Source organism: Pseudoalteromonas sp. CO348 (genome assembly GCF_004208845.1).
GTDB lineage: Bacteria > Pseudomonadota > Gammaproteobacteria > Enterobacterales > Alteromonadaceae > Pseudoalteromonas > Pseudoalteromonas maricaloris.
The window spans coordinates 247102-259938 of the sequence record NZ_SGPI01000021.1; the positions used below are offsets into that span (position 1 = coordinate 247102).

The 12837-nt window shown below is 43.8% G+C and carries 13 protein-coding genes; 2 read left to right on the forward strand and 11 right to left on the reverse strand.

Features of this window, described 5'->3' with window-relative positions; all coding sequences use genetic code 11:
- Positions 1 to 90: 90 nt before the first annotated feature.
- The 9 genes from EXT48_RS11355 to rppH all read right to left on the reverse strand — a co-directional run bounded on the left by EXT48_RS11355 (position 91) and on the right by rppH (position 8090).
- Complete coding sequence (locus tag EXT48_RS11355) at positions 91 to 537, reverse strand: DUF4402 domain-containing protein (protein ID WP_130164505.1); 447 nt, start codon at positions 535 to 537, stop codon at positions 91 to 93.
- Between the two features lie 15 nt (positions 538 to 552).
- Positions 553 to 1134, reverse strand: coding sequence for a DUF4402 domain-containing protein (locus EXT48_RS11360; RefSeq protein WP_130164506.1), 582 nt, complete (start codon positions 1132 to 1134; stop codon positions 553 to 555).
- A 97-nt stretch (positions 1135 to 1231) separates the two neighbouring features.
- Positions 1232 to 1741 carry a hypothetical protein gene (locus EXT48_RS11365; protein ID WP_045989513.1) on the reverse strand — a complete coding sequence of 170 codons (510 nt, stop codon included), beginning with the start codon at positions 1739 to 1741 and terminating at the stop codon, positions 1232 to 1234.
- Positions 1742 to 1842: 101 nt separating this feature from the next.
- Complete coding sequence (gene galU, locus EXT48_RS11370; RefSeq protein WP_130164507.1) at positions 1843 to 2727, reverse strand: UTP--glucose-1-phosphate uridylyltransferase GalU; 885 nt, start codon at positions 2725 to 2727, stop codon at positions 1843 to 1845.
- An 8-nt stretch (positions 2728 to 2735) separates the two neighbouring features.
- The gene (locus EXT48_RS11375) at positions 2736 to 3569 is read right to left on the reverse strand and encodes a thymidylate synthase (RefSeq protein WP_130164508.1); all 834 of its coding nucleotides are present in this window, start codon (positions 3567 to 3569) and stop codon (positions 2736 to 2738) included.
- Between the two features lie 13 nt (positions 3570 to 3582).
- Positions 3583 to 4395 (reverse strand): prolipoprotein diacylglyceryl transferase, encoded by an 813-nt coding sequence (gene lgt, locus EXT48_RS11380; RefSeq protein WP_017218100.1) that lies wholly within the window; start codon positions 4393 to 4395, stop codon positions 3583 to 3585.
- A 9-nt stretch (positions 4396 to 4404) separates the two neighbouring features.
- On the reverse strand, positions 4405 to 5214 hold the full coding sequence (locus EXT48_RS11385; RefSeq protein ID WP_130164509.1) for a sulfite exporter TauE/SafE family protein: 810 nt from the start codon (positions 5212 to 5214) through the stop codon (positions 4405 to 4407).
- 47 nt (positions 5215 to 5261) lie between these two features.
- Complete coding sequence (gene ptsP, locus EXT48_RS11390) at positions 5262 to 7550, reverse strand: phosphoenolpyruvate--protein phosphotransferase (RefSeq protein WP_017218101.1); 2289 nt, start codon at positions 7548 to 7550, stop codon at positions 5262 to 5264.
- Between the two features lie 15 nt (positions 7551 to 7565).
- Entirely contained in the window at positions 7566 to 8090 is a 525-nt protein-coding gene (rppH, locus tag EXT48_RS11395; RefSeq protein WP_010369331.1) for an RNA pyrophosphohydrolase, read from the reverse strand.
- A gap of 439 nt (positions 8091 to 8529) precedes the next feature.
- On the opposite strand from rppH, the gene mutH reads away from it, so the two are divergent.
- Entirely contained in the window at positions 8530 to 9204 is a 675-nt protein-coding gene (mutH, locus tag EXT48_RS11400; RefSeq protein WP_130164510.1) for a DNA mismatch repair endonuclease MutH, read from the forward strand.
- A 100-nt stretch (positions 9205 to 9304) separates the two neighbouring features.
- The gene (locus EXT48_RS11405) at positions 9305 to 9496 is read left to right on the forward strand and encodes a hypothetical protein (protein ID WP_010369334.1); all 192 of its coding nucleotides are present in this window, start codon (positions 9305 to 9307) and stop codon (positions 9494 to 9496) included.
- Positions 9497 to 9553: 57 nt separating this feature from the next.
- On the opposite strand, the gene eno is transcribed toward EXT48_RS11405, so the two are convergent.
- Together eno and EXT48_RS11420 are read right to left on the reverse strand one after the other, a co-directional pair.
- A complete protein-coding gene (eno, locus tag EXT48_RS11410; protein WP_130164511.1) occupies positions 9554 to 10846 on the reverse strand; it encodes a phosphopyruvate hydratase in 1293 nt (430 codons plus the stop codon).
- Between the two features lie 242 nt (positions 10847 to 11088).
- Complete coding sequence (locus tag EXT48_RS11420) at positions 11089 to 12723, reverse strand: CTP synthase (protein ID WP_010369341.1); 1635 nt, start codon at positions 12721 to 12723, stop codon at positions 11089 to 11091.
- Between the last annotated feature and the right edge of the window lie 114 nt (positions 12724 to 12837).

The following is a 12837-nucleotide window of genomic DNA, read 5'->3' on the forward strand; positions in this document are numbered from 1 at the left end:
CTTTTGCTTAGATTACTAGGCGGCAAGTCGAGCGCCGCGACCAAAACCCACTCAGGGGAACAAAAATCAAACAGCAAAGGTCAACAGACCCTAGTAAGACAAAGTTATTTCAACGTTCAAGGTTTGCACCCCATCCGATAGCGATTTACCGTTGCCAGCAAAACGCAATTGACCACCGACCTTAAACTCACCAGACCCAACACTATCGGTGTAAATCGCCTTCTCGTGATATAGCTCAGTCAATTGGAAGGCATCGGATGCACCAAGATTCCAATAGCCAAACCAGTCATTGTAAACGGTAGATTGGACGCTAATTTGGCGATTATGAGGAAAATCGGTCAAGAGGATTTCTGCCGCATGACCAAACTCTACGAATAGAATATTGCTTGAGGTTTGTGGCCTAACATTAGGTTCTATCGTCACTGTGCCTGCGCTATTTTGGTCAATAATCGCAATAGTGCCAAAGCTCAATTTCTTAACGACCGATATATCTTGAGCTTTGGCCAAGTGACTGGCAAAAAGCAATGCCAGTACCATGTAACGCCACATGTTTTAGTAAGCGATTTCGATATCAACTTTACTGGTGTATACACCACCGCCATACGTGTCTGTTCCAGAAAGTGCTTTCGTACTTAACGTCGCACCAACTGAAAGCGTTGCGGCACCATTTGCATCAACCCTAAACTTGTTGTTTGTCACTTCACTGTTAGGCTGTGCACCGCTTACCACATAAAATTCAAAATCCTTTAAATCAAAAGAGGCATTACCTACGCTATCAACAGTAGTTGCGGCCGGAACCGTAATCGTTAACTCAGTATTTGGCGCAGCATCGGTGATATTGATAGAGCCAGCTCCACCTGTACTAATAAGGTTTATTATTGCATCACCAGTATTCTTGATTTCAGGATCGGTCAATGTTGGATCCGCCTCAATCTTCATCGTGGCGACATCAGCTGCATCGCCCTGCACTCGAATGATACCGAAATCAAGCGGATCACCGGCTTCAGCTGAAAATAAGTTTTTAACTTCTACTTTTACTTCAAGACGAGCAGTATCCTTAGCAATTGCTGAAGAAGTAAATAAAGCAGCGGAAATAGAGCTTGCAATAAGCGCAGATTTAATCAGTGTTTTCATCTTTAAATTCCTTTAGAGGTCATTTTTATCATCACCGCAATACCGTTTTTGGTGACTTACTGTTTATCGTTCCCAAATGGGAAAACTTTAGTAAAAATTAAAGCATTAATCTTCTACAATCAATGCTTTGGATAGAAAATAGTCTACAGTAGACTTTTGCTTCTTGAGTTGATCTTAATCCTGAAACTGTTGCCCAATCTCGCATTTCAAACGCTTGAATTTGCAATTCTGCCTCAGAAAATATACTAGGAAACTTTCGCTTTACTGCCGCTAATAGCGCTTGATGCTGCTCAACTTGAGGCATGGAATTGATAGATAGGGGAAACAACTTGAGTTGAATTCCAGTCGTTTGATTCGCCTTTTGTTTACTCGCTGAATAACGCTTAACCTCTACGTCAGTATTCGATGTTGCTTGGATATTATTGACGCTTGCTTGAGACTCTAACAAAGTCAGCAAGTTTGTGAGATCCTGCTCTAACGAGCTCAATCGCTCAATACTTTTGAGCTGCTGCTCACTTAACAGCGAAGGCTCTTTAGATGAATGACTACAGCCACCTAAGGTGATTAAAGAGCCGAGTAGTAAAAATTTAAAAAACCGAATATCCACAATAAGTTATAACAAAAATCCATTTTCTGCTATGGTACATAAATCGCGGTAAATAACCAAATGCTTTTACCGCAAATATCGGTACATTTAACTTTATGTAATTACCTTTTAGCAATTAAATCGATAAGAGAAGCAAGCTCAGTTGAATACTCTTCTCTTCGCATCGCATGCTCAACTATCGCTTTTAAATAGCCAATTTTACTTCCGCAATCATGGCTTTTTCCACGTAGCGAGTATGCATCAACTTGCTCTCGCTCCATCAACATGGCAATCGCATCGGTCAATTGAATTTCACCACCAGCACCTAGCGGTGTTTTTGCCAAAAGTGGCCAAATAGATTTATTTAACACGTAACGACCAACAACAGCTAAGTTTGAAGGTGCACTTTGCAGTTCAGGCTTTTCGACAATAGACTGCATCGCGCCTGACTCTCCTTGCGCGAGTGCCGCTCCTCCCAAGTCCACAATACCAAACTGAGAAACGAGTTCAGGCGCTACCGCTTCTACCATCACTTGGCTATTACCTGACGCTTTAAAACGCGCGATCATATCAGCAAGATTATCTTTTGTTAGATCGCATGCAGCGTCATCGACTAATACGTCAGGCAGCATAACCACAAAGGGCTCATCGCCAATCACAGGGGCAGCGCAATTGATGGCATGACCAAGACCTCGAGCCTCACCTTGACGCACATGGATCAGCGTAACGCCTTTGGGGCATATAGATTGTACTTCCTCTAGCAATTGACGCTTCACCCGTTTTTCCAGTGTCGCTTCCAGCTCAAAGCTCTTATCGAAGTGGTTTTCAATTGAGTTTTTACTTGAATGGGTTATCAGGACAATTTCTTTGACGCCAGCCGCCGCAGCTTCATCTACTACATACTGGATCAGAGGCTTATCGACAATTGGCAACATTTCTTTTGGAATGGCCTTCGTCGCGGGTAACATGCGAGTGCCAAGACCCGCCACTGGAATAACGGCTTTCATAAATGCTCCTAAATCGCGACCGGTGCCTTTATATGCGGGTGACATTCGTAATTCACCAACTCAAAGTCTTCAAATTTAAAACCAAATATGTCTTTTACTTGAGGATTGATCTGCATTTGTGGCTTCGCAAACGGCGCTCGGCTTAGCTGCTCTTCAACTTGTTCCATATGATTTAGGTATAAATGGGCATCGCCGAAAGTATGTACGAAATCACCCACTTCTAAGCCACAAACTTGTGCAATCATCATCGTTAACAGCGCATAGCTTGCGATGTTAAAGGGCACACCTAAGAAAATATCCGCACTACGCTGATAAAGCTGACAAGAAAGCTTGCCATCTAGTACATAAAATTGGAATAACGTGTGGCAAGGTGGCAACGCTTGTTTGCCCATCGCTGCATTTTCTTTCGGTGAATAGTTAGTATCAGGTAAAAGCGCAGGGTTCCAAGCACTCACAATCAGGCGACGAGAGTCAGGGTTGGTTTTGATTTGCTCTACAACATCTTTGATTTGATCTATCACTTCACCATTTGGCCCCGTCCAAGAGCGCCACTGGCTACCATAAACCGGCCCTAAGTCCCCGTCATCCGTTGCCCAGCCATCCCAAATGCTAACGCCATTTTCCTTTAGGTATTTGATGTTAGTATCGCCTTGCAAGAACCAAAGTAGCTCGTGAATAATCGAGCGTAGATGACACTTTTTCGTCGTTACAAGCGGAAAGCCTTCTTGCAAGTTGAAGCGCATCTGGTATCCAAAAACACTCACTGTGCCAGTGCCCGTGCGGTCTTCTTTTTTTGTGCCATTATCACGCACATGGCGCATCAGTTCTAAATATTGCTTCATTGTTCGCTACTCTTTAACTTTTAACTTGCCCGGTAGATGGGTTGCTACCTTCACGCTTATATGCCCACACCATAAGGATAGCGCCTGCAATCACCATAGGGAGGGATAAGATCTGACCTTGAGAAATAAAGCCACCATATAAGCCAATATGTGCATCTGGTTCACGGAAATACTCGATTGAGAAGCGGAAGACACCGTAACCGGCTAAAAATAGACCTGCTACACTGCCCGCTGGGCGCGGTTTCTTCCTAAACCATACCAACATCACAAACAATACCAACCCTTCAAAAAACGCTTCATAAAGTTGTGATGGGTGGCGCGGCTGTGGTCCGCCCGTTGGGAAAATAAATGCCCAAGGAACATCCGTTACGCGACCCCATAATTCGCCATTAATGAAGTTACCGATACGACCAGCAAAAAGCCCCACAGGCACCATAGGAACGACAAAGTCACCTACCGATAAAATCGAACGTTTGTTTTTAAGCGCATACACGATAATCGCCGTGATAACGCCCAATGCGCCGCCATGGAAAGACATACCGCCTTGGTCCACCCTAAACAAATAAAGCGGGTTTTCAATAAAATGAGAGAATTGATAAAACAGCACGTAACCAATTCGTCCGCCCAAGATCACACCGAGCATACAGTAAAAAACTAGGTCGCCAACTTGGTCTTTATTCCAACCAGAGTTTGGTTTTTTTGCTTCTTTCCCTGCCCACCACATGGCGAACATAAAGCCGATCAAATACATTAATCCATACCAACGAACACTTAACGGTCCGATGGAAAAAATCACAGGGTCTATCTGTGGAAACTGCAAAGCCATAGCCTTTCCTTAATTCATTAACATATTGCCAGCGATAACAATGAGTAACGCCGCAAACACTTTCTTAATCGTTGTGACTGGTAAGTGGTGCGTAGCTTTAGCACCAATAGGCGCCATAAACCATGAAGTTGCCACTATACCAAACAAAGCCGGTAAATAGACAAAACCTAAAAATCCATGTTCAATATCCACATGTTGGCTGCCAGAGGCGATATAGCCAAAGGAGCCAAAGATAGCGATAACAATACCACTGGCAGACGCACATCCTATCGCTTTTTTCATATCAACAGAAAAAAATGTCAGTAGTGGGACGATTAATGCTCCCCCGCCGATACCAATCATTGCAGACAGCGCCCCCGTTACCGAGGTTAGCATCGCAAGTATCGGTCCTTGCGGTATAACTCTGGTTGATTGTGGCGGTCTTCTGGAACTCCACGCCATTTTCAATGCAATGCCCACAACACTAACCACAAAAATAATTCTGACCAGTTTTTCAGGCAACATCACTGCGGCAAAACCACTACCCAACGCGCCGACTGCCACACCTAACATCACCCATGGAGCAATGTGCCATGGAACATTGTCATTTTTATGATGCGCTTTGGCTGAAGATGTCGAAGTGAAAATAATGGAGGCGAGAGACGTCGCAATTGCAACCAACACCACTTGTTCTGTGGGTATAACATTAAATTTGGTCAAGATGACAGATAAAATAGGGACTATCAACAGCCCGCCGCCGATACCAAGCAGACCTGCCAAAAAGCCAACTGCACAGCCGAGCAAAGCGCAAAGTACAACGATGAGTATAATAGTTTCCATCAACAAGCTCTTATTCTTATAGCGCCGTAATGGTAGCGTAAATAGCCTTAAGAAGCACCCTTTGCTTGGTGGCTGGTATAGAGTAATTCTGCAAAATGATGCTCTATCATGAATTCTTTAATAATTCGACGCACTTGCTTAGATGACGGCTGTGCTAAACAATTTTCAAGTAAAGCTTCCATATCCGTTACTCTCAATCTACGTAACACCCATTTCACTTTGTTCAGTGATGAAATATTCATGCTCAAACGGCGATACCCCATTGCAATAAGCAAGATTGCTCCCTCAGGCTCACCGCCTAACTCTCCACATAGGCTAAAAGGCAGCTCGTGTAATTCACACTGCTGTGCAATCTGGTTTAACACTCGCAATACACTGGGATGATAAGGGTCAAAAAGATCCGCCACTTGTGCGTTGGTTCTATCAACGGCTAATAAATATTGCGTCAAATCATTACTGCCCACAGAGCAAAAATCGATTTTTTTCGACCACTCAGGTAACAAGTACACGCTAGACGGTACTTCAAGCATTACGCCGATTTCTGGCCGATCAATGGTATAAAAAGGATCAGCCCATTCGTCTTGCAGCTCAAAACAAGCCTGCTCAATGAGTGCCATCGCTTCATCTATTTCCTCACTATGGCCCACCATAGGCAACATGATCTGTAAATTGCCAAGACCCGCGTTTGCTTTGATCATGGCTTTGATTTGATCCAAAAAAAGCTCGGGATGATCCAACGATACACGAATGCCCCGCCACCCTAAAAAAGGGTTTTCTTCTTTGATATCAAAGTAATCTAGAATTTTGTCGCCACCGATATCTAAAGTCCGCATCACTACGGGCTCAGGGTGATAACGTGATAGCACCTCGCGATACCAGACTTCTTGCTCCGATTGTGTTGGGAATTGGCCTTTTTGCATAAACCAAGACTCAGTACGATAAAGACCAACGCCATCGCAATAACTGGCGCTTAATGTCTCGGTCGAAAGATCGAGCCCAGCATTTAAGAGTAAATTTATACGCTCACCATCGAGTGTAATAGGCGGCAAATCATGTTCCGCTTCAAACTTATCATGCAGAATGTTGTCTTTACGTTTGATTTCAACGTACTCATTGACCAACATTTGCGAAGGCGAAATATAAAGCCGCCCAGAATACGCATCCATGATCATGGACTTACCATCAAACTGTAATAATGGAATGTCTTCTATGCCCCAAATAGCGGGGACGCCCATCGCGCGAGTCAGAATGGAAGCATGAGAGTTGGCCGAGCCATGCACACTGACTACCCCTTTGAGCTTTTCTTTTGGTACTTGCGCTAACATAGTCGGGGTCAAGGTATGGGCGATTAGAATCGTATTATCTGGATAGTGTTTAACAGCTTGCTCAGTCGAGACTAAATGTTGGAGCACGCGCAGGCCAATATCATTAACATCAATCGCACGCTCTTTGATATAAGGGTCACTCATCATATCAAACTGAGCCACAAGCTTTTCGATAACAAGCTTTAGCGCGGTTTTTGCGTTCCAGCCTTGTTGTATCTCAGACTCAACTTGTTTACCTAAACTCTTGGCATCCAAAAGCTGTTGGTAAACCTCAAACACAGCTACCGCTTCTTTTGGAATATCATCACTCAGAGTTTTGGCTAAAATATGAAACTCTTGCCGAGTCGCGGCCACCGCTTGATGAAACAGCTGAATTTGCTGCTGAATATTGTCACTATGCTGCGGTTCAATACTCGCAAAATCAATATGGGGTAACACCACATAACCATCACCTAAGGCAATACCTGGTGCACTCGATACCCCTTTTAACACTGAGGTTCTGTGACTGCTTGCATCTTGTTGAAGTAAAGTTTGAATTTCGGTGTTGGCAAGCTGTGAAGCCAATTGCGCTGAAAGCGTAATAAGAAAGGACTCTTCATCATGGCTAAATACACGAGCAATCTTTTGCTGCACCACAATAACCCCAAGTACTTTACGCTGATGTACAACGGGCACTGACAAGAAAGCATTGTAGCCTTCTTCATTAACCTCAGGTGACAATTTGAATCTTGGGTGTGATTGGGCGTGGGCAACGTTAATTGGCTCTTCACGCTGGGCAACAAGACCGACTAGGCCTTCGGTAAATCCCATTCGGAACTTTCCGATTGCTTCAGGGTTTAAGCCATCCGTTGCCATCAAGATAAAGTTATCTTGACTGTAATCGGCAAAATAAACTGAGCAGCATTCAGTGTGCATGGCATCTTTGACCATAGTAACAAAGCAATTTAACGCGCTTTGTAGGTCACTTTGCTGTGCCACTGACTCAGCAATCGATCTTAACGTTGCTAACACCTGCTGCTCCTATTTTTATCGTTTTGTGCGCCAGAAATCCTTTTGCCCTTGCTGTTCACGTTTACCAAATGGCATCGCAAACGGAGCGAATTCCTTCATCACTCGACGATAGACATCACGCTTAAACGATACAACTTGACGTACTGGATACCAATAGCTGACCCAGCGCCAATCATCAAACTCAGGGTGATGCGTACGTAATAAGTCTACGTCTTCATCTTTACACCTAAGTTTCAATAAAAACCATTTCTGCTTTTGCCCGATACAAACTGGGCTTGAATCTCGTCTAATTAACCTTTTTGGTAGTTTGTAACGTAACCAATGTTTAGAACTTGCTACTATTTCAACATCTTCTGGCCTAAGTCCAACTTCTTCATGAAGTTCACGATACATCGTTTGCTCAGGTGTTTCCCCTTGATCTATTCCGCCTTGAGGAAATTGCCAAGAGTGTTGTCCGTAACGACGGGCCCAAAAAACCTGCCCCTGATTATTACAAATCACTATTCCGACATTGGCACGAAACCCTTCGGCATCAATCACCTTAGTGCCTCATTTATAAGTCGATTTTTAATGATTGTTCCACAACTCCCGCGTCACGGCAAATTTAATTCCATTCTATACCTAAATTATCTCAGCATACTCTCAAGTTACCCACAACTTGTGCATAACTAAGTATTTTCCAGTTCAAATTACGAACAAATCCACAATTACACACTTAAAACCTCAGGTTTTCCACATATTCTGTGGATAATTATGTTTATAGTCTTGTATTTATCCAAAGCCATAAGATTTTCAAGCCACTCCGTCTGTAGCAAAATAAAAATAACTTCATATTTATCATATAGATAATAAAGTTATTACTTTAACCATATGGTGAAATAACAAGCCGAACTTAAGTTGAGCGCAAAATAACCAACTTACTTCACCACATGATTTCTTTTATAATCGTGTTTTTAAGGGATAGACTCAGGAGTATCGCTTGCCACCAGTTACACCACCACGCTCTGTGGGCGAACTTATGCAACGCGTTGAAAACATAGCCGGTTTAACATTAGGTGAACTCGCTCAGCAGCTCTCGTTTAAAACACCACAAGACTTGCTCAAAGAAAAAGGCTGGGTAGGACAACTCATAGAAGCAGCCTTAGGTGCCACCGCGGGCTCAAAGCCTGTGCCTGATTTTGAGCATATTGGCGTTGAACTCAAGACTTTGCCAATAAGCTATCAAGGCAAACCGCTAGAGACCACCTATGTTTCTGTCGTGCCGCTGACTCAGTTAACAGGATTAACGTGGGAAGCGTCGAGTGTTAAAAAGAAATTAGCTCACGTTCTTTGGCTACCCATATTAGCCGAACGAGAAATTCCTTTAATAGATAGGGTTATTGGACACGGCTTCTTATGGCGGCCAGACGCGCATCAAGAACAGTTGTTACGAAGAGACTGGGAAGAACAAATCGAGTTAATCGCTACGGGTCACGTAGAGCAAATCTCAGGGCATCTTGGCGAAGTCATGCAGATAAGGCCAAAGGCGGCAAATGCCAAAGCGCTCACCGACGCCATAGGGCCTAACGGTAAAATAGTGCAAACTTTACCAAGAGGTTTTTATTTGAAAATCAATTTCACTCAATCGATATTAGCGCAAGAGTTTGGTGCTTAAAAACACCTGTTGACTTTTTGTACAAAAAGTACAAATGTAACACAACCAACATCTTGTATAGATTTGGTTAACATTTATATTTTTATAGAAGGAGACGACAATGAAATTAAAGTTCAACAAAAAATCGATTAAAGAACTTAGTGTGAACAAAACACTTGCTACTAAGATGACGCCGGCTGTTGCTGGAGGTAATGGTCCTGCAACGATGGATGATGCTTGTAATTCACTTCAAGTCTGTTGGACATTTAGAAATGGCCAAGCAAATTGTGAGATTTGGGGCGACGACCGCTAGCAATAAAAAACGCCAGTAGCTAAACTGGCGTTTTTACAATACATCAAGTAATGCTAATTACTGACCTTTGATTTCACTACGACCTTTGTATACCGCTTTTTCACCTAGCGCTTCTTCAATACGTAGTAACTGGTTGTACTTAGCTACACGATCCGAACGGCAAAGTGAACCTGTCTTAATTTGACCTGCCGCTGTCGCCACTGCTAAATCAGCAATGGTAGCGTCTTCAGTTTCACCAGAGCGGTGTGAAATAACGGCAGTAAAGCCAGCATCTTGCGCCATTTTAATAGCATCAAGCGTTTCAGACAGTGAACCAATCTGGTTAAATTTAATCAAGATTGAGTTACCAATGCTTTCTTCAATGCCACGCTTTAAAATCTTAGTGTTAGTAACAAAGAGATCATCACCCACTAGCTGAACTTTATCGCCAATTTTATCTGTTAGGACTTTCCAGCCAGCCCAGTCGCTTTCGTCTAGGCCATCTTCGATTGATACAATTGGGTAACGTGCTGCAAGATCGGCCAAGAAGTCTGCAAAACCTTCCGAGTCGAATGCTTTACCTTCACCCTTTAGGTCATACTTGCCATCGACATAAAACTCAGACGCTGCACAGTCAAGTGCTAGTGTTACGTCTTTGTTCATTTCGTAGCCAGCTGCTGCAACCGCTTCAACAATCACTTCTAGCGCTTCTTCATTTGATTTAAGGTCTGGAGCAAAACCACCTTCATCACCAACAGCAGTGTTCAGGCCACGAGACTTAAGTACGTTTTTCAAGCTATGGAAGATCTCAGCACCCATACGTAGTGCTTCACGGAAGCTCTTTGCGCCAACAGGCTGAACCATAAACTCTTGAATATCAACGTTGTTATCCGCGTGCTCACCACCATTGATAATGTTCATCATCGGAACTGGCATTGAGTACTGACCTGCTGTACCGTTGATGTCTGCGATATGCTCGTATAGCGCCACGCCTTTGTCTTGTGCAGCTGCTTTTGCTGTTGCTAGAGATACCGCAAGGATGGCATTCGCACCTAGTTTTTCTTTGTTTTCAGTGCCGTCTAAGTCCAACATGATTTGGTCGATTGCACGTTGCTCTAGCGCGTTTTGACCTTCAAGTGCTGCCGCGATTTCGTTATTTACGTAGTTCACCGCTGTTAATACACCTTTACCTAAGTAACGAGACTTATCACCGTCACGTAGCTCTAGTGCTTCACGGGTACCCGTAGATGCACCTGATGGCGCACATGCACGGCCCCATGCACCTGACTCTAGGTGTACGTCCGCTTCTACTGTTGGGTTACCGCGTGAGTCCATAACTTCACGGCCAATCACTCTAACGATTTTTGACATCTTGATTCCTCTTATTCCCAAAGTGGTGTGTGTTGCACTGCTTCTGTCGCAGGCGAATTCAGGGTCAATAAACCCGCTTTAAAGTTTGCCTTATCTCTGTTGCTTCGCAAAGTGAAGAATTTACACGTATCACATTGACGCGCCGGCAGATAAGAAAAAGTTTGGCGATAAACACTACACTTAGCGCCTATTGCAAAACCTTCTGCAACAAAAAAGCCGTGCAAGAGCACGGCTTTTTCTTATTACGAAGATGCTTTTTGGTGGCTGTATGCCGCCGCAACAAAGCCTTCAAATAATGGGTGACCATCACGAGGCGTTGACGTGAACTCAGGGTGGAACTGAGCCGCGATAAACCAAGGGTGATCTTTATTCTCGATAATCTCAACTAGTTTCTTGTCTTCTGACAGACCAGTAAATTGCAGACCCGCTTTTTCAAGCTCAGCAACATAGTTGTTGTTTACTTCGTAGCGGTGACGGTGACGCTCCACGATTTCGGCATTACCGTATACTTCACGCACCTTAGAGCCCTCTTTTAAGTGGCAAAGCTGCGCGCCAAGACGCATAGTGCCACCAAGATCAGAGTCGTGGTCACGTACTTCAATCTTACCGTCTGCATCTAACCACTCAGTGATCAGACCAACTACTGGGTGTGGGCTTTCAAGATCAAATTCAGTTGAGTTAGCACCAGTCAGACCTGCAACGTTACGCGCATACTCGATTAACGCAACTTGCATCCCTAAACAAATGCCTAGGTATGGTACTTTGTTTTCACGTGCATATTTTGCAGCTAAGATCTTACCTTCAACGCCACGGTTACCAAAGCCACCTGGTACTAAGATAGCATCAAGGTGTTCAAGTAACTCAGTGCCTTTGCTCTCGATATCTTGAGAGTCAACATATTCAATATTCACCGTTAAACGGTTTTTCAAACCAGCATGCTTCAATGCTTCGTTAACTGATTTATATGCGTCCGGTAATTCGATGTATTTACCAACCATACCAATTGTCACTTCACCAGTAGGGTTTGACTCTTGATAAAGTACTTGTTCCCACTCAGATAAATCCGCTTCCGGACGTTCAAGATAGAAACGACGACAAATGATGTTATCAAGCTCTTGCGACTTCAATAGCGCAGGGATCTTATAAATACTGTCTACGTCTTGTAGCGAGATAACTGCTTTTTCTTCCACATTAGTGAATAGGGCAATCTTCGCGCGCTCGTTCGCTGGTAGTTTACGATCTGAACGACAGATCAAAATATCAGGTTGAATACCGATTGAACGAAGCTCTTTCACAGAGTGTTGAGTTGGCTTAGTTTTCACTTCACCCGCAGGGCCTAAGAAAGGTACTAGCGTCAAGTGCATAAACAAAGCGCTCTCACGACCAAGCTCTGTGCCTAGCTGACGAATTGCCTCTAGGAAAGGTTGTGACTCGATATCACCAACCGTACCACCGATCTCTACGATAGCAACATCATGGCCTTCCGCGCCTTCAAGCACGCGACGCTTGATGTCGTTTGTGATGTGAGGAATAACCTGAATAGTGGCACCTAAGTACTCACCTCTACGCTCTTTGCGCAACACGTCTTCAAATACACGGCCCTGTGTAAAGTTGTTACGCTTGGTCATTTTAGTGCGAATAAAACGCTCGTAGTGACCAAGATCAAGGTCGGTTTCCGCGCCGTCTTCGGTTACGAATACTTCACCGTGTTGGATAGGGCTCATAGTCCCAGGGTCAACATTGATGTAAGGATCCAGCTTTAGAATCGTTACTTTCAAGCCACGTGCTTCTAAAATAGCGGCTAAAGAAGCAGCTGCAATACCTTTACCCAAGGAGGATACTACTCCGCCCGTTACGAAGATAAATTTTGTACTCATGCGAACCCTAGAAATTTCAGGAAAATTGGAATTTAAATAAGAATCAAGACGGGGCGATAGTATAGCAAAAGCACCTAAGTCATTCCAGCTAAAAATGACTTAGCACGGTAATAT

Bases quoted from the DNA above. Each gene is read 5' to 3' on its own strand.
- EXT48_RS11355 (WP_130164505.1), bottom strand. From the start codon at position 537: ATGGTACTGGCATTGCTTTTTGCCAGTCACTTGGCCAAAGCTCAAGAT.
- EXT48_RS11360 (WP_130164506.1), bottom strand. From the start codon at position 1,134: ATGAAAACACTGATTAAATCTGCGCTTATTGCAAGCTCTATTTCCGCT.
- galU (WP_130164507.1), bottom strand. From the start codon at position 2,727: ATGAAAGCCGTTATTCCAGTGGCGGGTCTTGGCACTCGCATGTTACCC.
- EXT48_RS11375 (WP_130164508.1), bottom strand. From the start codon at position 3,569: ATGAAGCAATATTTAGAACTGATGCGCCATGTGCGTGATAATGGCACA.
- lgt (WP_017218100.1), bottom strand. From the start codon at position 4,395: ATGGCTTTGCAGTTTCCACAGATAGACCCTGTGATTTTTTCCATCGGA.
- EXT48_RS11385 (WP_130164509.1), bottom strand. From the start codon at position 5,214: ATGGAAACTATTATACTCATCGTTGTACTTTGCGCTTTGCTCGGCTGT.
- EXT48_RS11405 (WP_010369334.1), top strand. From the start codon at position 9,305: ATGAAATTAAAGTTCAACAAAAAATCGATTAAAGAACTTAGTGTGAAC.
- eno (WP_130164511.1), bottom strand. From the start codon at position 10,846: ATGTCAAAAATCGTTAGAGTGATTGGCCGTGAAGTTATGGACTCACGC.
- EXT48_RS11420 (WP_010369341.1), bottom strand. From the start codon at position 12,723: ATGAGTACAAAATTTATCTTCGTAACGGGCGGAGTAGTATCCTCCTTG.